Source organism: Gilliamella sp. LMG 34361, from assembly GCF_984569075.1.
In genome coordinates this window covers 1,810,767-1,830,126 of sequence record NZ_OZ474903.1, presented here as the reverse complement: position 1 = coordinate 1,830,126, position 19,360 = coordinate 1,810,767, and the positions used below count along the sequence as shown (strand labels likewise).

Annotated in this window: 19 protein-coding genes and 2 tRNA genes; 16 read left to right on the top strand and 5 right to left on the bottom strand. The window is 33.2% G+C overall.

The features are described from left to right. Positions 1–28 precede the first annotated feature (28 nt). Positions 29–973 (bottom strand): sugar ABC transporter substrate-binding protein, encoded by a 945-nt coding sequence (locus AC5LXI_RS08765; protein ID WP_065578758.1) that lies wholly within the window; start codon positions 971–973, stop codon positions 29–31. A 252-nt stretch (positions 974–1,225) separates the two neighbouring features. On the opposite strand from AC5LXI_RS08765, the gene AC5LXI_RS08760 reads away from it, so the two are divergent. Next, positions 1,226–2,320, top strand: a complete 1,095-nt coding sequence (locus tag AC5LXI_RS08760) for a substrate-binding domain-containing protein (protein ID WP_493441989.1) — start codon at positions 1,226–1,228, stop codon at positions 2,318–2,320. A gap of 135 nt (positions 2,321–2,455) precedes the next feature. Here AC5LXI_RS08760 and recO read toward each other — a convergent pair whose 3' ends face one another. Then, positions 2,456–3,148: a DNA repair protein RecO gene (recO, locus tag AC5LXI_RS08755; protein ID WP_493441988.1), complete on the bottom strand. Its 693-nt coding sequence runs from the start codon at positions 3,146–3,148 to the stop codon at positions 2,456–2,458. Between the two features lie 149 nt (positions 3,149–3,297). On the opposite strand from recO, the gene AC5LXI_RS08750 reads away from it, so the two are divergent. The 3 genes from AC5LXI_RS08750 (at position 3,298) to AC5LXI_RS08740 (ending at position 6,726) form a co-directional block, all read left to right on the top strand. Continuing rightward, positions 3,298–4,926: a Na+/H+ antiporter gene (locus AC5LXI_RS08750; protein ID WP_493441987.1), complete on the top strand. Its 1,629-nt coding sequence runs from the start codon at positions 3,298–3,300 to the stop codon at positions 4,924–4,926. Continuing rightward, positions 4,927–5,433: a ubiquinone anaerobic biosynthesis accessory factor UbiT gene (ubiT, locus tag AC5LXI_RS08745; protein WP_493441986.1), complete on the top strand. Its 507-nt coding sequence runs from the start codon at positions 4,927–4,929 to the stop codon at positions 5,431–5,433. Between the two features lie 231 nt (positions 5,434–5,664). After that, positions 5,665–6,726 carry an alpha/beta fold hydrolase gene (locus AC5LXI_RS08740; RefSeq protein WP_493441985.1) on the top strand — a complete coding sequence of 354 codons (1,062 nt, stop codon included), beginning with the start codon at positions 5,665–5,667 and terminating at the stop codon, positions 6,724–6,726. Between the two features lie 150 nt (positions 6,727–6,876). On the opposite strand, the gene AC5LXI_RS08735 is transcribed toward AC5LXI_RS08740, so the two are convergent. Further along, positions 6,877–7,050 (bottom strand): hypothetical protein, encoded by a 174-nt coding sequence (locus AC5LXI_RS08735; protein WP_493441984.1) that lies wholly within the window; start codon positions 7,048–7,050, stop codon positions 6,877–6,879. A gap of 508 nt (positions 7,051–7,558) precedes the next feature. Between AC5LXI_RS08735 and sbcB the strand changes: the two genes are divergently transcribed. The 12 genes from sbcB (at position 7,559) to AC5LXI_RS08675 (ending at position 16,972) form a co-directional block, all read left to right on the top strand. Then, on the top strand, positions 7,559–8,995 hold the full coding sequence (gene sbcB, locus AC5LXI_RS08730) for an exodeoxyribonuclease I (RefSeq protein ID WP_493441983.1): 1,437 nt from the start codon (positions 7,559–7,561) through the stop codon (positions 8,993–8,995). A gap of 106 nt (positions 8,996–9,101) precedes the next feature. Next, positions 9,102–9,545 (top strand): CidA/LrgA family protein, encoded by a 444-nt coding sequence (locus tag AC5LXI_RS08725; RefSeq protein ID WP_493441982.1) that lies wholly within the window; start codon positions 9,102–9,104, stop codon positions 9,543–9,545. Beyond that, entirely contained in the window at positions 9,542–10,231 is a 690-nt protein-coding gene (locus AC5LXI_RS08720; RefSeq protein WP_493441981.1) for a CidB/LrgB family autolysis modulator, read from the top strand. The genes AC5LXI_RS08725 and AC5LXI_RS08720 overlap by 4 nt, the downstream gene beginning before the upstream one ends. Position 10,232: 1 nt before the next feature. Continuing rightward, positions 10,233–10,880: an ElyC/SanA/YdcF family protein gene (locus AC5LXI_RS08715; RefSeq protein WP_493441980.1), complete on the top strand. Its 648-nt coding sequence runs from the start codon at positions 10,233–10,235 to the stop codon at positions 10,878–10,880. 156 nt (positions 10,881–11,036) lie between these two features. Next, the gene (artP, locus tag AC5LXI_RS08710) at positions 11,037–11,765 is read left to right on the top strand and encodes an arginine ABC transporter ATP-binding protein ArtP (protein ID WP_493441979.1); all 729 of its coding nucleotides are present in this window, start codon (positions 11,037–11,039) and stop codon (positions 11,763–11,765) included. Between the two features lie 29 nt (positions 11,766–11,794). Further along, positions 11,795–12,529, top strand: coding sequence for a transporter substrate-binding domain-containing protein (locus AC5LXI_RS08705; protein ID WP_065612946.1), 735 nt, complete (start codon positions 11,795–11,797; stop codon positions 12,527–12,529). Positions 12,530–12,613: 84 nt separating this feature from the next. Then, positions 12,614–13,384, top strand: coding sequence for an arginine ABC transporter permease ArtQ (artQ, locus tag AC5LXI_RS08700; RefSeq protein ID WP_493441978.1), 771 nt, complete (start codon positions 12,614–12,616; stop codon positions 13,382–13,384). Positions 13,385–13,393: 9 nt separating this feature from the next. Further along, positions 13,394–14,071: an arginine ABC transporter permease ArtM gene (gene artM / locus AC5LXI_RS08695; RefSeq protein ID WP_086354161.1), complete on the top strand. Its 678-nt coding sequence runs from the start codon at positions 13,394–13,396 to the stop codon at positions 14,069–14,071. Position 14,072: 1 nt separating this feature from the next. Next, positions 14,073–15,908: an excinuclease ABC subunit UvrC gene (gene uvrC / locus AC5LXI_RS08690; RefSeq protein WP_493441977.1), complete on the top strand. Its 1,836-nt coding sequence runs from the start codon at positions 14,073–14,075 to the stop codon at positions 15,906–15,908. 107 nt (positions 15,909–16,015) lie between these two features. After that, positions 16,016–16,570, top strand: a complete 555-nt coding sequence (gene pgsA / locus AC5LXI_RS08685; RefSeq protein WP_493441976.1) for a CDP-diacylglycerol--glycerol-3-phosphate 3-phosphatidyltransferase — start codon at positions 16,016–16,018, stop codon at positions 16,568–16,570. Positions 16,571–16,791: 221 nt separating this feature from the next. Next, positions 16,792–16,879 (top strand) — tRNA-Leu (locus tag AC5LXI_RS08680). 17 nt (positions 16,880–16,896) lie between these two features. After that, positions 16,897–16,972: transfer RNA gene (locus AC5LXI_RS08675), tRNA-Gly, on the top strand. 165 nt (positions 16,973–17,137) lie between these two features. Here AC5LXI_RS08675 and AC5LXI_RS08670 read toward each other — a convergent pair. Beyond that, positions 17,138–18,265 carry a T6SS immunity protein Tli4 family protein gene (locus tag AC5LXI_RS08670; protein ID WP_493441975.1) on the bottom strand — a complete coding sequence of 376 codons (1,128 nt, stop codon included), beginning with the start codon at positions 18,263–18,265 and terminating at the stop codon, positions 17,138–17,140. 141 nt (positions 18,266–18,406) lie between these two features. Next, on the bottom strand, positions 18,407–19,207 hold the full coding sequence (locus tag AC5LXI_RS08665; RefSeq protein WP_493441974.1) for a PoNe immunity protein domain-containing protein: 801 nt from the start codon (positions 19,205–19,207) through the stop codon (positions 18,407–18,409). Positions 19,208–19,360: the final 153 nt, after the last annotated feature.

Genomic DNA, 19,360 nt, shown 5'->3' with positions numbered 1-19,360 from the left:
ATAGATATAACTTGATTAAAGTCAATGATTACTGCCAGACTTTTACTCCATATTGATCAATCATTTCTTTGGTAATTGGAAAAGTTGGTACTAATATTTCTTTAGCAACGCTTTCACCAGCTAAAACCTTTTTACCAACTTTATAGGTTTCTTTAGCTAATTGAATTGGTGCTTGGGCAACTGTTAACGTTATATCTCCATCGCTAAATGCTTTTTTACCGTCAGGAGAACCATCAACAGTATAGACTTTAACATTTTTAAGTTTATTTGATGCTTTTAATGCAACAACAACACCTAAAGCAGAAGGATCATTTACGGCAAAAAATGCTTGTAAATCAGGATGAGCTTGAATAATATCTTCGGCAATTGGCATGGTGACCTCTAAAGCACATTTGCCATTTTGTTGAGAAAGGACTTCAAATTTACTTCTGTTTTCGCCTAATCCGGCATAAAAGCCATCAGCTCTTAAAACGCTAGCACGGTTGAAAGGACAATCAATAACAGCAATTTTAGCGCCATTAGGATAATCTTTAGCCATTTGTTCACCATTAATTTTACCGGCCAAGAAATTATCTGAAGCCACAGTGCTAACAACTAAATCATCATCACTAATAGGATTATCAATCACCACTACCGGGATCTGTTTTTGTTTTGCAGCCAATAATCCTTGGCGGATACCTTCAGAATCAACGGCGATTAAGTAAATAATATCAACTTTTTGATTAATGACATCTTCCATCATTGAAATTTGCTTAGCTTGATCATATTGAGGATCGACAAGAATGTATTGATCGCCATTTTGTTTGGCGATTTCAGAAAATGTATCAGATATTGCTGTAAAAAATGAATTGTTTAAAGTTGAAGTGATAAAAGCAAACTTTATAGGTTTTTTATCATCAGCATTTACAAGTTGAAAACAACTTGTAAAAAGAAAGAATGTAATTGTTAAAAACGATGCTATGAATTTTTTCATAAACCCACCTCGGATAATCAAATGATTTATAATAATAATTTCCTTAAATACTAAAACTCAAAAATATTTCACAATATATTTTGAGTAAATTCAGTCTAATTATCTGCAACAAGATTAACAATATTAATCTATTTCTTTTTATTATTTATGATATCAAAGTCACTTTTTTTAAGAACTTGTAAAATTTAATTTATCAAGTTTAATGGTTATGTCATACTAGTTATATTCAATTAAAGTTATATAGGTAATATAATGGCAAATAAATGTGAGCAGATTTATCAGGAAATATTATTGCAGATCAAAAGTGGAATTCTAGATTGTAATAGTGCCCTTCCCTCTTCATCTGATTTAAGTTCAATATATAAGACTTCCCGGCCAACAATAAGTAAAGTATTTTCAAGATTAAAAACGGAAGGTTACATTGAAGGTAAACAAGGTGGTAAGTTTTATGTTAGACAACCTAAAGATCAACAAGTAAGCAAATATATTTTTGGAATATTGGCTCCTCGTTTAGAACAAGATGAAAGTAGAATGATTCTTGATAGCTTATATTCTGAGATAGCAAGTTTAGCCAATAATTGCCAGTTTTCTCTTTTATGGGCAGGGATGCTGACCAAAAGTCAGGATATACAATCTATTTTAAATGACGTAGAAAGAGTCATCATTAATTATACAAAAAATAATATTAACGGCATATTTTTCACACCTTTAGAGTTTCACCCTTACGCGAATATCATAAATAAAAGAATAATGGATTATCTGGCACTCTACAATATTCCTTGTATATTGTTAGAGAGAGACTATTGTGTTTTCCCTTCTCGAGGTAAAGCTGACTTAGTTAGTATTGATAACATTGCTGCAGGTTACGTTGTCACAAATTATTTTATTGAAAAGAAAAATACTCAAATAGCATTTGTATCAAAAAGTGATTCAGCTAATACCGTTGCTTTAAGAATAATTGGGTATAAACAAGCATTATATGACGCAGGTATTACAAAAATTGATGATTGGATAATTCAAGTGCCACAAATTGATGAAAAAGTAATTAATCAATTGGCAAAATTGAACATTAAACATGTAGTTTGTGGTAATGACTTTACGGCAATGCAATTAATCTCATTGAATCAAAGAATAAATCCAAACCAAAAATTATTTACGATTAGCTTTGATGATGCTGATTATGCAGGTCATCTTTCAACACCGCTTTCGACATATAAGCAACCTTTGGCTAGTATAGCCCTTACCGCGGTTGAAACCTTAATTCAGCGTGTCAATAACATATCATTACCCACTCGTACTATTTATGTAAATGGAGAGTTAGTTATTCGCGCATCAAGTGAAACTTGATTTTGATCTTAAGAGTATTTAATGTAAATTTCAGCAAATAAAAAAATATGGTAATACTTTTACTAATTAAAAGTTACACTGTCACTATAAATAAACGGCATAATAGTATGTTAATCAAATTATTTGATTAACATACTAAATTTTCAAAAATAACTCCCTACTTTTAAATGGTTTAGAACCAACATAAGGTTTCAGAGCCATTCTGGTAAACCGTTTTGCTGCTTTAAGTGTATCGGCATTATGAAATTGCCTATTACCCAAAGCCAAAACTTGTTCACCAGTGAAACTGGTACTATTTTGTAGCAAACTACTAATAAAACCTTTTTCAGATAAATACTGATAATACATTGATTCAACAATATCGTCACCGGTTGCACTACAGTGAAAAAAGTCAACGTTATAACCCAAATTTTCAAGTAAAGCCAACTCAAATGCTCGCAGAACGTTTTCAGCAGGGACTTGTTGAGCTAATTGTTGTATACTTGTTAAATAGTCATCAAATAATGTAGTGATTTCGGTTTCAGCAACTAATACTCGATGTAATAGTTCATTTAAATAAAAGGCACTATATAGAAAAACAGAAACGAGCGGCAAGGTAAGCGATATCGCTTCTACCTGACGTAAGGTTTTTATTTCACCTTGACCTGAATATTGAACAATTAATGGAGTAAAAGGTTGTAAAACCCCTTTTAATGCTGATCGTTTACGCCTAGCCCCTTTAGCTAAAAGGGATACTTTACCAACATCTTCAACGAATAAATCGACTAATAAACTACTTTCACTATATGTTCTGGTATGCAGTACAAATGCTCTTCGCCAATTTTCCATCTAACACACCTGTAAATAAAATTGCCACTTTTTTTGATTAATAGCAGAGACTGTTTAAAATTTAAGTAATTTTATACAATTTTAACCTGAAATTTTTTAAAAATCCTATATAATAGATAACTATATATGGGATAACTAAAAGAGTCGTTATGGAATTATTTTCAACAATATTATTAATCGTATTAATTGTATCACTTTCCGGTGTCATTATAAAAATGTTACCAATTCAAATCCCATTACCTTTGATGCAAATATTACTTGGCAGTATTCTTGCTGCTTTAGGCGTTTATTTAGAGTTTAATTCAGATTTATTCCTTGTTTTATTTATTCCTCCTTTACTATTTGCCGATGGTCGTAAAACCTCAGTAAAAGACTTTGTACATAATGTACGAGAAATTGTAGGATTAGCACTTGTTCTTGTTGTAATATCTATTGTTGCTTTAGGCTATTTACTTCATTGGATGCTACCAGATATTTCAATGCCAGCTGTGTTTGCCTTAGCGGCAGTATTATCACCTACCGATGCCGTCGCTTTAAGTGGTATTGTTGGTAAAGGACGTATTGAAAAAGAAAAGATGGAAATCATTGAAGGTGAAGCTTTAATGAATGATGCCTCTGGTCTTGTTTCTTTAAAATTTGCACTCGCAATTGCAGCTGGAGTCTTTGAATTCAACTTATTACAAATCAGTATATCTTTCTTTGTAGTTGCTATCGGTGGTTTAGCTGTTGGAGTTATATTCACTTGGTTATACGCTCGTATATTACGTAAAATAAACCAGTTAACCAATAATGACCCGGCAATACAGATTGTATTATTATTCTTACTACCATTTGCAGCTTATATAATTGCTGAAGAATGTCATTGTTCAGGTATTTTAGCCGCGGTAAGTGCAGGTATGACAGTTAACCACTCTGGAATGATGCGCAACGCTCCTTTAACAACGCGATTACAATCTGATAGTGCATGGTCTATGTTAACTTTTGTATTCAATGGATTTGTTTTTGTACTATTAGGTATCCAACTACCAAGTATTTTAAATAATACATTTGCTGAAAACCGAACTGATACATCAATTGAATTATGGCAATTATGTCTAATTGTATTATTCGTTTTTGTCGTATTAATGGGGACAAGATTTGTTTGGCTTTGGGCTATGAAAAAAATGCCGGCAATGTCATTTGGCACAAAACGTCCACTTGCATTTAGTTCATATTCAACACGTGATTTATGGATTTCAACTTTCGCTGGTGTTCGCGGAGCAATTACACTTGCTGGTGTATTGTCTATTCCAATAACTATTGCGGGCCGATATCAACTCGTATTTATAGCCGCAGGTATCATATTGATATCATTAATATCCGCTATCATTATGTTACCTATCTTATTACGAGGTAGCGTAATTTTAGATAATTCCGAACAAGACAACGAAATATTAACTGTAAAAGGGCAAATGGCAGAAGAAGCGATTATTAGTCTTGAAAAAATGCAGGCAAGCTTATTACAAGAAACGTCTGAAGAAGGATTAGATCAAGAAATCATTCACGAAGTAGGTTCCCGCGTTATTGGTTCGTTAAGACGTCGAACTGGACTTAAAGATTTGGAACAAAAAGCACTTGAAGCCGAAAACCTTGAAAGGCGCATGCGTTTGGTCGCGATTGGCGCAGAACGCACAGCATTACTGCAAATGAAAGTCCGTGATGAAGTTAGTGAAGAAATTTTTGAGCATCTAAATACCGATTTAGATATTTATGAGAAAATGATCTCTGGAGATGCCTAAATGATTGGCAACAAACATCAATTTCTTAGCACAATTCATTCACAATTTGTCGAGAAAGCGCCAAAAATGTTGGGGATGACATTACGATGTATCCCCTTCAACTTAAAAAAACGAACTATCGAACAATTATTACAATTACAATTCAAACACTCACTTGAAGATGGAGATCTAGATTTTTTAGAGAATCGTTGGCTCAAAATTCAAGTTACTGACCTTCAATTAATCTGGTTTGTTAGTTTAATTGATAACAAACTAGTAGTTAGTCGCGAAGAAATACCTGATGTAAGCTTCATCGGTAATGCAAATGACTTAATCATGATAGCAACAAGACGACAAGATCCTGATACCTTATTCTTTCAACGTCGACTAATTGTTGAAGGTGATACAGAATTAGGCCTTTACGTAAAAAATTTAATGGATTCAATTGAAATAGAAGCTATGCCAAGGTTCTTAAGGCTAACACTTGAAAAATTAGCTGATATTATCGAAAGCGCACCAAAAGACTAAACAACTATGTTGAAACATTATTAAAAGGGAATGATACATTCTCTTTTATAGTTATTCATTTTCAGCTTTGTTTATTTAAAATAAATGAACAGATTTTTTATTGGATAACTGTCATTTAATAAACTATTATACTTACTAACGTTATAAAAAAACTACAACGTTAATCTTACCTTCCTACCCTATCTCTTGCGCAAATGTTTTATAACATAATTATAATGGAGAGAGTCACTTATGAATAATATAAAAGAAGTACTACTATTTTTTATTTTTCTAACCTTCGCTACCCCAGGATTTTGTAACGAATTCTACAACCGAAATGAAGGTGATTATATTATTGATAATTTTAAATTTAATGATGGTAGCACTATAAAAAACTTAAAAATTCATTATATCACAATCGGCAATCCCAAAGGAAAACCAGTATTAATTTTACATGGCACAAATGGCAATGGAACTTCTATGCTTAATGACAGTTTTGGTCATGTTTTATTTGATAAAGGTATGCCATTAGATGCTGAAAAATATTTTATTATATTACCTGACGCAATTGGAACAGGTAAATCATCAAAACCTTCAGATGGAATGAAAGGCAACTTTCCTCATTATGATTATTCAGACATGGTTAATGCTCAATACCAACTTCTTAAAAAAGGATTAAACATAGATCATCTTGAACTTATTATTGGAAATTCAATGGGAGGCATGAATACTTGGCAATGGTTGACTATGTATCCTAATTACATGACAGCAGCCGTTCCGATGGCTGCAACCCCTGCGCCAATGTCTAGTCGAAATTGGATAATGAGAAAGATGATCATTAATTCAATTAAAGATGATCCTGATTGGAACAATGGTTTTTATAGCCAACAACCAGAAAAGTTCCAAACTATTTATAATTATTACGATATAGCAACTAATGGTGGCGATATTGCTTGGCAAAATAGAGCCTACAATACAGCAAAAACAGAAGAAATATTGTCAAATAAGTTAAAAGAACGTATTAATATAGATGCCAATGATTTTTTATATCAATGGGATGCAGCAAGAAACTTTGATCCAACTCAAGGATTAACTAAGATAAAGGCTTTTATTTTAGTTATTAACTCAGAAGATGATGAAAGAAATCCCCCAAATACAGGTTTAATGGAAAAGGCGTTAAAGGATATCGTTGCAGCAAAATATTATCTGATTCCAGCAAGTAACAAAACCAGTGGTCATAGCACTACAATGAATGCTAAATTATGGATAGAAGAGTTAAAAATATTTCAAAAAGAACTTGAGGTTTATTATTAAGTTAATCGCATAAGTAAATATAAAAGGGAGAAGAGAATATTTTTTATCCTCTCCCCCAAAAAGTTGTCCATTTTTTTGTAATTATTTTTTCATTTAGGAAACCCCAAAAATACCTTAAGGGGGTTAATTTAGACTTAATTCCTTTTACCGTTATTCTATTCTGGTACAATAACCTTCTGATTTTATTTTCAAATATACATGTTCATTTTTATTAGCAATATCTTTTTGGTACTTATCTGAATTATCAATATTATTTGTATCTTCACTATCTCCACAACCAGATAACGCAAAGCCAATCAAGCCAACTAAAATTATTCTTTTCATATTAATCTCGGAATTTTTAAATAATGGTAAGTTATTTAAAAAATCTGGGCAATAAAAAATGCATTACGAGTTGCATGGATTTTGATGATGAGTTTAATTACTAGCTACATGACGGTTAATATCCCGATATCTAAAGGAAAAATCAACCTTTATCTATAATATTAACAATCTTGCGTTGCTTAAATTAAAAGATCAATATATCCCTATTGTTAATTATTGGCTATTTCCCTTACATCTAAAACGAAATTGGAATTAAATATTCTCTTTTTATGATATCCTTAAACTTAAAATTATCGTCTATACTCTCTGGTAATCTTACTAACAATGTTAAGAGTTTTTCGTTAAGTGCTATTTTAGTTTTTTATCTTCTGGAAACAACTAAAAACAAAATTATGTACACCGTTGCAAGTGAAAAAATAAGAAAATATTTAAACTAAAAAGATTGAAATTAGAAAATCAATATCTAATTGATGAATAATAAATAAACAGATGAGATCAGAAAACAATAATGGAAAACAGCACAAATCAACCTACTTTTTACTTTCACGATTATGAAACATTTGGCATAAATCCTGCTTTAGATCGTCCCGCTCAATTTGCTGGTATTCGAACTGACAGTGATTTTAATATTATTGAAGAACCTTTAATCATTTATTGTCAAATAGCTCAAGATTATTTACCTGATCCTGAAGCCGTGCTAATTACGGGAATAACACCCCAAAAAACGAATCAAAGTGGTATTTGCGAAGCTGAATTCACCAAATTAATCCATCAAGAATTTAACCGACCAAATACCTGTATCTTAGGCTACAACAATATTCGTTTTGATGATGAAGTTACTCGCAACATCTTATATCGCAACTTTTATGACCCTTATGCCTATAGTTGGCGCAATGGTAATTCGAGATGGGATCTACTTGATGTCGTACGTGCTTGTTATGCTTTGAGACCGGAAGGAATTAATTGGCCAACAAATGATTCTGGTTTACCTAGTTTTCGCTTAGAAGACCTCACTAAAGCCAACAATATAACACATGAACATGCGCACGATGCTATGTCAGATGTCTATGCCACTATTGCCATGGCAAAGTTAATTAAACAAGCACAACCCAAATTACTCAATTATTTTTTTACTCTACGCAATAAAAATAGAGTTGTCGAACTTATTGATATTGCCAATATGACACCAATCATTCATATTTCAGGCATGTTAGGTAGTCATCGTGGTAACATGGCATTGGTTAGCCCTATTGCTTGGCACCCGATGCAAAAAAATGCTGTGATTGTTTGTGATCTCAGCGGTGATATTGATTCGCTTATAACGCTACCAGTTGAAACTATTCGGGAGAAACTCTACACCAAAACCGAAGATCTTGAAATTGATGAACAGCGGATTCCATTGAAATTAATTCATATTAATAAATGCCCAATAGTCGCACCATTGAGCACTCTTCTACCTGATAATGCTAAACGTTTCAATCTTGATAAACCAAAATGCCTAATCAACCAACAAAAATTGTTAGAAAACCAAAATCTACTACAAAGTAAAATGTATGAACTATTTAGTGTGAACAATGAATATTCTAACAATAATATTGATGTTGATGCGCAAATCTATGCGAACTTTTTAAATGGTCAAGATCTGTTGAAATGTGAGACAATACGATCTACTCCCCCCCATTTATTAGACAGCTTATCTCTAAATTTTGACGATCGACGATTAGCAAAATTATTTTTTCGATATAAAGCAAGAAACTACCCACAAACATTAACTGAACACGAGTTGCGTATTTGGCAAGATCATTGTCGCGACATACTAAATCCGCATAAGATTCAAGATTACTTACAAACCCTTGAACAATTTGCAGAAATTTATATACAACAGCCTGAAAAGTTGAGCTTATTAAAGCAGCTATACCAATATTGTCATTATTTAGTTGGATAATTGAATCTGAGGAGCGTATCATATAATTCTGTTCGGAGTTCTGTGTCATTTTTCAATCAATAACAAACAGCCAAAATTTTAGCTTAAAACATCTAGCATTTAACTTATGAAACACTTTTTAGCCAAACATGCAACAATAAAGCATCGACTCTATTCTTTATATTACACACTATTTAGTTATGGTCGAGGCTTAATTATTTTAACTCTCTGTTTATGGGCAGGTAATATTGTTTCTGCAATATTGCCGATCATGATCCCTGGCAGCATTATTGGTTTATTGATTTTGTTTTTTTTATTAGCTTTTCAATTAATACCAACCTGTTGGATAAAAAATAGCTGTAATCTTTTCATGCGATACATGACTATACTCTTTATTCCAGCGGCAATGGGTATCATGGATAATTATTCGTTACTTTTAGCTAATTGGATACCGATTATCTTTGCTAGTGTTGGTGGTTCGATTATTGTCCTATATTTAACAGCTTATTTAACTGAGCATTTACACAGGCCAGTAGCTAAAGCGTCTGACAATAAGGAAAAACAATCATGATATGGATGCTACCATTAACTATTGTGGTTTTTCTAATCATTCGAAGAATCTCATTTAAAGTAAAAAACCCACTATTTAATCCATTAGTTATTTCGGTAATTGTCTTAATTCCTATTTTATTAATAACTAAAACGAGCTACATTGAATATGTTAACAATGTAAAGATTATTAACGATTTACTTCCTTATTCTGTCGTAGCTTTGGCTTATCCTTTATATGAACTTATTCCACAAATAAAGGCTCGTTGGAAATCCATTATGATGATTACCTTTACTGCCTCTATCGCTTCTATGGTGACAGGTGTATGTATTGCATTATGGTTAGGCGGTAGCAAAGAAATTGCGGCATCAGTATTACCTAAATCTGTCACCACCGCCATTGCAGTCACTATTGCCGGTAATGAAGGTGGTGTTCAATCTATCGCTGCATTATGTGTAATACTTGTTGGAACATTAGGTGGCATTTTTGGTCATCAATTATTAAACTTTGCTAAAATAAAAACGGCTTCAGCAAGAGGATTATCAATCGGTGCGGTATCACATGCTGTTGGTACTGCGCGTTGTATTGAAATTGATTATAATGAAGGTGCTTACAGCTCCCTCTCACTCGTATTATGTGGTATTATGACTTCATTGACAGCACCTTTTTTATTCCCATTAATGATAGTTATTTTTGATTGGTTTTAGCATGACGTTAAAAAAGCTTATTGCTTATTTTATTGCCTTTTTTTTATTATTATTCACTTTAGTGATTAGTCTTGACTATTGGATAAGCTACAAAACAGCACCTTATATTTACCATGACGAAAACAAACTTCCCTATCGAACCATTGGTGTTGTATTAGGTACATCGAAATATGTAAAAAATGGTGGAATCAATGGCTTTTATCGCAACCGAATAGATGGTGCTATTGATCTTTATTGGCAAGGTAAAGTCGATTATCTATTACTAAGTGGTGATAATGCTAAATTAAATTATAATGAACCAATCATGATGCAAAAGGATTTGATTAAGGCTGGTATTCCAAAGGAGTCGATTGTATTAGATTACGCTGGATTTCGAACATTTGATTCTGTTGTTCGTGCCAATAAGGTGTTTAATGCTGATAAATTTACTATTATTACTCAAAAATTTCACTGTGAACGAGCAATTTTTATTGCATTAGCTCAAGGGATCCAAGCTCAATGTTTTGCAGTTCCTGCACCGAAAAGTATGAAATTAGTCCGAGTGAGAGAAATGTTCGCACGAGTTAGTGCTTTTATCGATCTCTACATTCTTAAAAAAGAACCTAAATTTCTTGGTCCTTCCATTCCAATTATTAATAACGAAAATTAATAAAAATTAAGTAATGTTTTAAAAAAAATTGAGGAACGGGGTTTTTGAGCATAAAAATCGGTCTAAAATACAGTTGTCTAATAATTTAGATTGCATTTTTATGCAAAAAAAAGTAATATTTAGTCAATTAAAATTTAAACAATTTATCTAAAACTAATGAATATTGAATTAAGCCATATTAATTGTTTCTATGGTAAACATCAGGCATTAAATGATGTCTCTTTATGTTACCCTTTAGGTGAAACAATTGTTTTACTTGGTCAAAGCGGTGCGGGTAAAAGTTCTTTGTTGAAAGTATTTAATTTACTTGAAATCCCAGCTTCAGGCGAAATGACAATTGCTGATTCCCATTTCGATTTTTCACAAAAAATAAGTGAATCAACTATTCAAACATTACGCAAAAATGTTGGCATGGTTTTCCAAAATTACAATTTATGGCCACATTTAACCGTTTTAGAGAACCTAATTGAAGCGCCTTGCCAAGTTCTAAAGCTATCAAAAAAAGAAGCAAGTGATAAAGCGATATCAATTTTAATTCGTCTACAAATTGATGAAATGGCTCATCGCTACCCTCTCCATCTTTCTGGAGGCCAACAGCAACGTGTTGCGATTGCTAGAGCATTAATGATGGAGCCGAAAATTTTGCTATTTGATGAACCAACAGCGGCATTAGATCCAGCAATTACATCACAAATTGCCGAGATTATTAATGAACTGTCACAAACCGGAATTACACAAATTATTGTTACTCATGAAGTCGATTTTGCACGTAAAGTTGCTTCACAAGTGATTTACATGGAACAAGGTAAGATTATTGAGCAGGGACAACTTGAGTGTTTTGCTCATCCAAAAACCGAAGAGTTTAAAGCTTATCTATCACACTAACATTAATTAAAACCAGATTGGGTGGAAATATGAAAAAAACATTACTAGCTATTTTACTTGCAGGCTCTGCTTTTGCAGCTCAAGCAGCAGAAACATTAACTATTGGTACCGAAGCAACTTATGCGCCTTTCGAATTTACTAACGATAAAAATGAAATTGTTGGTTTTGATATTGACGTTATGAATAAGCTTTGTGAAGAAATGAAAGTATCTTGCAAAATTGTTAATCAATCATTTGATGGTTTAATTCCTAGCCTTAAAACTCGTCGAATTGATGCGGCAATTGCAGGTATTGATGTTACTCCAGAGCGTCAAAAACAAGTTGCGTTTACTAAAATCTACTATGATGACAGCTCAATTCAATTTATTACTTTGAAAGACTCATTAACCAGTCTCGATCAATTGAAAGGTAAAAAAGTTGGTATTCAAAAAGGTACAACGTATTCAAAATACTTAAATGAAAAGTACCCTGATGTCAAAGCAGTAAGTTATGACAGCTATCAATTCGCTTTTCTAGATTTAAAAGCAAAACGTATTGATGCCATTGTTTCAAGCTCATTTGTTGCTGGAGAATGGTTAGGTAAGGATGCTGAGATTGTTGCTTTGGGTGACAAAATTACCGATCATGAATTCTTCGGTGAAGGCTTAGGTATCGCTTTACGTCAAGGCAATGATCAATTACTTGAACAATTCAACCAAGCAATTGATAAATTAAAAGCAAATGGTGAATTAGATATTATTTATAAAAAATGGTTTAGTAAATAATATTATTTACTAAAATCTGTATATTGAGATCTCGCCGCATACTCTGCGGCGAGTTTATTTTTTTAATTTAATTACGGTTTTTTTATGTCAGACTTTTTTGTACACGGTATCGACTGGTTACTCTCTTCTATGGATGGGTATATTTTGCCGCTAACTAAAGCAACCGCAATAACGTTATCATTAGCTTTTGTATCGTTAATTGTCGGCATGTTTTTTGCGTTCATTTTTACTATTTTAGAATCAGTACCTTTCAAACCTGTTGCATGGTTAATGTCACTATTTAATTTAACTATTCGAGCTTTACCCGAATTATTAATTGTGGTGGCAATCTATACCGGTTTACCGCTGTTATTGATGGCATTAGATGATGGTTTTACCATTCCATTTGGCTTTACATCATTTACCGTAAAAATGAATATTGAAAATACTCAACCAGATCCATTTTTATGCGGTGTTTTTGCTTTATCCTTACTTTATGCCGTTTATGCATCACAAACCTTACGTGGAGCATTTAAAGCGATACCAAGTGGGCAAAAACAAGCAGCTCAAGTATTAGGTCTTAGTAAATCTCGTACTTTTTTCCGCATAATAATGCCGCAAATGTGGCGCCATGCATTACCTGGTTTGAGTAATCAATGGTTAATTTTATTAAAAGATACCGCCCTTGTATCTGCAATAGCGATTGATGATTTAATGATGCAAACCAAAACAATTGTTGCAAGAACCAACCAACCTTTCTTATGGTATTTTATTGCTATGCTTGTTTATTTAGTGATATCAGTTTTAAGTCAACGAGTTATTTCTCGTATTGAAAAACGCTCTACCAAATTTGAACCATCAGCTAATAGTCAGTAAGGTCATTTTATGTCTGATAATTTTATTTACTATCTAAAAATCATTCTTCAAGGTCTACCTGATACTTTAAGTTTAAGTATCGCTGGCATATTATCAGCTGGTTTTTTAGCTATCGTTTTTTCTTGCCTTTTATCTTTAAATTCAAAGTTTTTAACTAAAACGATACGTGGTTATATTGTTATTTTTACTGGTTCACCTTTATTGGTACAACTTTTTTTAATCTATTATGGACCTTCACAATTTGGCGAAATTTTAAGTAAAGTACCCGCTTTTTATGAATTTATTTCATCGCCATGGTTTTGCGCTTATTTAGCATTAACGCTTAATAGTGCAGCTTACACTACTCAAATTTTCTATGGTGCTTTAAAAGCTGTTCCACAAGGACAATGGCAAGCATGTAGTGCATTAGGCATGAATAAAAGACAAACACTCAAAATTGTAATGCCATATGCATTAAAACGTGCACTATCTACTTACTCTAATGAAGTTGTCTTCGTGGTTAAGGGAACCGCACTAGCATCAATGATTCCTGTTATGGATCTCATGGGATATAGTAATACACTAAATGGTGAATACTATGATTTCTCAATTTTTGTTGTTGCTGGGCTCATCTACCTCTTGATAAATGGTATTTTAAGCACCATTATGAGGATAATAGAGAAAAAAGCCCTCACCTTTGAAAATTAATATGAACCAATTTGATTCTGTATCTTTCTTAAAAACCGTCCCACATAAACCAGGTATCTATCAAATGTTTAATGATAAAGATACCATCATTTATGTGGGAAAAGCGAAAGATCTCAATAATCGTTTAAAAAGTTACTTTAATAGTAGTAAAAAAACCATCAAAACCGATCGATTGGTGAGTCATATTCATCGAGTAGAATTTACCATCACCAATACCGAAACCGAAGCTCTTTTGCTTGAACAGACTTATATCAAAAAATATCAACCACGATATAATGTTTTACTTAAAGATGACAAAAGCTATCCGTTTATTAAATTAAGTAAAGAACGCCATCCACAATTATCTTTATACCGCGGAGCAGTTAATCGTAAAAAAGATGAGTTTTTTGGCCCTTACCCGAGTGGCTATGCAGTTAAACAAATTCTTGCATTATTACAAAAAACCTTTCCGATAAGGCAATGTCTTAATAGTACTTATCGTAATCGAACACGTCCTTGTTTGCAGTACCAAATTAAACGCTGTTTAGGTCCTTGTGTACCGGGTTTAGTCAGTGATGAAGATTATAATGAACAAGTTAATTACGTTAGGTTGTTTCTTTCAGGACAATCAGACCAGATTTTGCAAAAAATTACTACAGATATGCAAAAAGCCAGTAGTGAACTTAATTTTGAAAAAGCGGCTGCACTACGTGATCAGTTACAAGCAATTAAACATATTAATGAAAAACAGGCGATTTACAATAATAATGATAATTTAGATGTGATCGGCTTCCACTATGAACTTGGTTTAGCTTGCATTTATGTGCTCTTTATTCGAAATGGTCAAACATTCGGGCATCGTTCTTATTTCCCGAAAGTGCCATCTAATACTGAACTTGAAGAAGTTATTGAGACATTTTTAGGACAATTTTATCTACAAGGTAATCAAAATAGGAATATCCCAAAGAAAATTCTTCTGAATTTTTCGTTGTCCGATAAACAAGCAATGGAAGACACTTTATCAATTGTTGCTGAGCATCAAGTTAAGTTAGTCGATGAGCCTAAAGGTGATAATCTAAAATTGCTAAATATCGCGACAGTTAATGCGCAAACTGAAGTTAAAAATAAATTACTCCAAAACTCAACCATTAAACAAAGATATGATGCATTAAAAGCCTTTTTAGGTATTGATAAAATCAATAGAATGGAATGTTTTGACATCAGCCATTTTATGGGAAAAAACACCATTGCCTCTTGTGTAGTTTTTGATGATAAAGGCCCTGTTAAATCTGAGTTTCGTCGCTATAATATTACAGGTATTACACCGGGTGATGATTATGCAGCAATGGAACAGGTTCTAACTCGCCGTTATAGTAAGAAAGATCTTTCTGAGGATAAAGTGCCTGATATTATCTTTATTGATGGAGGCAAAGGCCAGCTTAATCAAGCATTAAAGGTTTTTGATAATTTAAAAGTAAACTGGGATAAAAATCACCCTATTTTAATTGGCGTCGCCAAAGGTGCTGAACGTAAGGAAGGATTAGAAACGCTCTTTTTTGAAGCACATGGTAAAGGTTATTATTTAGATTATCACTCCCCTGCTCTACTACTAATTCAACAGATCCGTAATGCATCACACGATCATGCAATAGTAGGCCAACGTAAAAAAGGTGTTAAACAGTTAACTGACAGCGCTTTAGAGCATATTGAAGGCGTAGGTGGCAAAAGACGACAAGCATTACTTAAGCATTTTGGTGGGCTTAGAGAGTTAAAAAATGCTAGTATAGATGAAATAGCCCAAGTACAAGGTATTTCAAAATCTTTAGCTGAAAAAATTTATCTAAATTTAAAGCAATAACACATTGAAAAATTAACATTTTTCAGGCAACATAAACAATAAGAAAACCCTGTTTTTTTAATTATCGCTAACCATTTGATTAATAAAACAATATGAGCCAATGTCACATGAAAATTAATTTACCTACATTCTTAACATTATTTCGAGTAATACTTATTCCTTTTTTTGTGTTGGCATTCTATTTATTTCCTCATGAATGGTCTGGCTTTTTTTCGGCATTATTATTCTTAATTGCCGCAGTTACAGATGTTTTTGATGGTTACCTCGCCCGTCGATTAGGTCAAACCACCAAATTTGGCGCCTTTTTAGATCCTGTCGCCGATAAAATAATGGTGACGATCGCATTGGTACTCATCACTCAGTATTATCAAGCGTGGTGGATTTCTATTCCGGCTATCATCATCGTTTCTCGAGAAATCATTATTTCTGCATTAAGAGAGTGGATGGCTGAAATCGGCAAACGCAATAATGTTGCGGTATCTTCAATTGGTAAAATTAAAACCATTGCCCAAATGACAGCGTTAACTTGGTTACTTTGGCGTCCTTGCAATCTGGTTATATATGCAGGTCTGGCTGCCCTACTTATTGCAACTGTCTTAACTTTATTATCTATGTTGCAATATCTTTGGATCGCGCAAAGTGATTTATTAGACGAAGATTAAACATATTTATGAAATATCGCAGATATTATCCGTGTAATCTCTTAATAATCAAGTTAGCTAAATAATTTTGTAAGAATAGACAAAATAGCCTAATTTAACGACTAATCAGTCAAACATTGAGCAATCAGACGATTAATTTGAAATTTTTATTGACTGAAATGATAAGATCGGTAAAATGCACAGCATCCAAAACGCAGTTACCTTTCGGAACTCAGTTTTTAGCCCGGGTGGTGAAATCGGTAGACACAAGGGATTTAAAATCCCTCGGCCTTTTTGGCCGTGCGAGTTCAAGTCTCGCCCCGGGCACCATTTAAAACACTTATCATGCGGGAATAGCTCAGTTGGTAGAGCGCAACCTTGCCAAGGTTGAGGTCGCGAGTTCGAACCTCGTTTCCCGCTCCAATTCATAATGTATAAAACTGTACTAAATATACATCTTAATATTTTTTATTAATATATGTCCGTTAGCACAGCAAAGGAAGTGAATATATCATTATCTTGAACCACGCAAACAAGTTTTATTAGAAAACGCCTTAATAAATTAAGGCTATTTTCCAAATAATACGTTTACTTCGATTCAAAAGCACTCTCGCGTATTCGAATAGTGTTGGTGATTTCACGCCAAATGACCATCAATTGCTCTTCAGTATATCCTTGTGTTTTGTCTTCGGGAACTCTATAGGTCATTTCTACGCGTAATCGTGGCGTTTTATAGGTTGGATCGGTAATATGAATACCTAAAGTAAATATATAGTCTGTATAATTATTATCAACGCCTTGGGGCTCTTCAAAATATTTGCCTTTGACAACCCACTCTTCCAATTTCAAACCATGGCTTTCACGGGTTCCTTTATAGATGGTATGTCCACTACCTTGTGTAAAATAAGCTTCGGGTTTATCAAGTAATGCATAGTCATCGGCAAAATCATTAAATTCAAAATAGAATGAAAAATAGTCATTACTATTATCGTGCCGATAACCATAATTCATATCTTTCCATTCGCGATCCTCCCCCTGCATAAAACTGTTAAACATACAAAAACCTGGTGTGGTTGGGATAGTCAAGTCATCGCGCGGCTTAATCCGGTCAAAAAGTTTACGTAGCTCAATTAATTTTTGAGGGACATTATTCGCATAAGATTCTGGATCTTTTATCCTATCTTTAGCATATAACTCCCCTGAGCCATTACGTGCTTTCATCTCAATTTGTAAGGTCACTTCATCTTGCCAGCGATAACCTTCTAAAACTCTAAGTACATCACGCATTCCTGGTTTTACCATTCGTTCAAAAATAATACCTTGCATTTTATCTGGATTATTTGTCTGTACTTTATATACCTGTTTTAGATATTTGCCATAGATTTGGTCAAGAGGCTTAGTATTTCCAAGATCCTGCTTGCGCAGGGCAATCATCTGTTTAAATGGTGCTAAATACTGCTGTTTGGTAGTAATGGTAATATCACCACTACTTTTGTAATAAAAGATCCCCTCTTTATAAGCTTTAAATTCAACGGGCAGTTCGATTAAATAAGTACCAATACAGCGTGTGGGGGAGTTTGAAATTAACGAAGTCACCGACTGCTGCTCTTTTGATGGTAATGTAATCCTTCGAATATCCTTGTTAAATGCCTGACAACTACTCAATACGGTCAATGCCAAAACTCCAACCATCAAACCGCCATGAAGTGTATTCAATTTAGTAAACCTAATCATTCAGAATTACCTCCTGCATCAAAAAAATTTCTGTCCAACACCAGTACCATGATACGTATCCAGTTTCATAGTCTGATGGGCTTAGGTAGTCTTATATCCGTTTAGACTATACGTTTTAATCGCTCATGAAGATTGCTGCCGTGCATATTCAACCATATCTTTTGGATAATACATAAAACGATGTAATGTACTATCATCAATATTTTTTAAATATGTAACGGCTGCCGCTTCAAAACACCAGTAACCATGAAATGTACAACATTCTCGTGAATCACCTTGTTGTATTAAATGGCTATCAATGTAAACATTACCTGCTTTACGTAATCCATCGTACCAACGGCGTAAATATTCATCTAAGAATTTTAAGGTATCTTTAGGTTTTTCTGCATGAATCGCTTTATAAAGAGGATTTCGAAAGCTGAGTGATCGCGGAGTTTTTTCTTCAGTAATCGGGTAATTAGGAATTTTCATAGCAATCAGACTATCTAATGCTTTTTCTCGATTTTCATAATCTAAATCGACCGCTTTAACAATCGTTTCCAACCAGTCTTGCCGTCCAAATAAAATACATAAACCTAATAAATTTGATAATTTTTCAGTCTGAAAGTACTCGGTTAAAATTGTAATGTCAGCCCTATCACCTGGATGAGCGAGATTATATCGTTTAACGTGATCAACTGTATTCTCGGTATAATTTATTATTTTCTCCATCGTTGGTAATAAATCAGTAATCGGTTTACCTGCTGTATAATCAAGGCATAATTGTTGATAATACAGATCTATCATTGGTTCCAGATAAGGATCTTCAATAGCTTGTATTGTTTTTTTAAACTCCGTTATCTCCCATTCAAATCTTTCTTGAACAAATGGATAAAAATCTTCATCCAATAATTTTTGGCGGCGTTTCTGTTCAAATTCAGACATATTTATTCCATTTACTTGACTTATTTTTATTTATCGGTTTATTTTTACTATTTTGATTTTAATTGAAAACTTCATGTGCTGTAAAGTTTAGTTCGGTTGATGGCTCTATAACCCATAAATTGATAAGTTTTGATGTTTAATAATGACATTTTA

Bases quoted from the DNA above. Each gene is read 5' to 3' on its own strand.
- ubiT (WP_493441986.1), top strand. From the start codon at position 4,927: ATGATTGGCAACAAACATCAATTTCTTAGCACAATTCATTCACAATTT.
- AC5LXI_RS08725 (WP_493441982.1), top strand. From the start codon at position 9,102: ATGAAACACTTTTTAGCCAAACATGCAACAATAAAGCATCGACTCTAT.
- AC5LXI_RS08765 (WP_065578758.1), bottom strand. From the start codon at position 973: ATGAAAAAATTCATAGCATCGTTTTTAACAATTACATTCTTTCTTTTT.
- AC5LXI_RS08740 (WP_493441985.1), top strand. From the start codon at position 5,665: ATGAATAATATAAAAGAAGTACTACTATTTTTTATTTTTCTAACCTTC.
- artQ (WP_493441978.1), top strand. From the start codon at position 12,614: ATGTCAGACTTTTTTGTACACGGTATCGACTGGTTACTCTCTTCTATG.
- pgsA (WP_493441976.1), top strand. From the start codon at position 16,016: ATGAAAATTAATTTACCTACATTCTTAACATTATTTCGAGTAATACTT.
- AC5LXI_RS08735 (WP_493441984.1), bottom strand. From the start codon at position 7,050: ATGAAAAGAATAATTTTAGTTGGCTTGATTGGCTTTGCGTTATCTGGT.
- AC5LXI_RS08760 (WP_493441989.1), top strand. From the start codon at position 1,226: ATGGCAAATAAATGTGAGCAGATTTATCAGGAAATATTATTGCAGATC.
- AC5LXI_RS08665 (WP_493441974.1), bottom strand. From the start codon at position 19,207: ATGTCTGAATTTGAACAGAAACGCCGCCAAAAATTATTGGATGAAGAT.
- recO (WP_493441988.1), bottom strand. From the start codon at position 3,148: ATGGAAAATTGGCGAAGAGCATTTGTACTGCATACCAGAACATATAGT.
- artM (WP_086354161.1), top strand. From the start codon at position 13,394: ATGTCTGATAATTTTATTTACTATCTAAAAATCATTCTTCAAGGTCTA.
- AC5LXI_RS08715 (WP_493441980.1), top strand. From the start codon at position 10,233: ATGACGTTAAAAAAGCTTATTGCTTATTTTATTGCCTTTTTTTTATTA.
- artP (WP_493441979.1), top strand. From the start codon at position 11,037: ATGAATATTGAATTAAGCCATATTAATTGTTTCTATGGTAAACATCAG.
- uvrC (WP_493441977.1), top strand. From the start codon at position 14,073: ATGAACCAATTTGATTCTGTATCTTTCTTAAAAACCGTCCCACATAAA.
- AC5LXI_RS08750 (WP_493441987.1), top strand. From the start codon at position 3,298: ATGGAATTATTTTCAACAATATTATTAATCGTATTAATTGTATCACTT.
- AC5LXI_RS08720 (WP_493441981.1), top strand. From the start codon at position 9,542: ATGATATGGATGCTACCATTAACTATTGTGGTTTTTCTAATCATTCGA.
- AC5LXI_RS08705 (WP_065612946.1), top strand. From the start codon at position 11,795: ATGAAAAAAACATTACTAGCTATTTTACTTGCAGGCTCTGCTTTTGCA.
- sbcB (WP_493441983.1), top strand. From the start codon at position 7,559: ATGGAAAACAGCACAAATCAACCTACTTTTTACTTTCACGATTATGAA.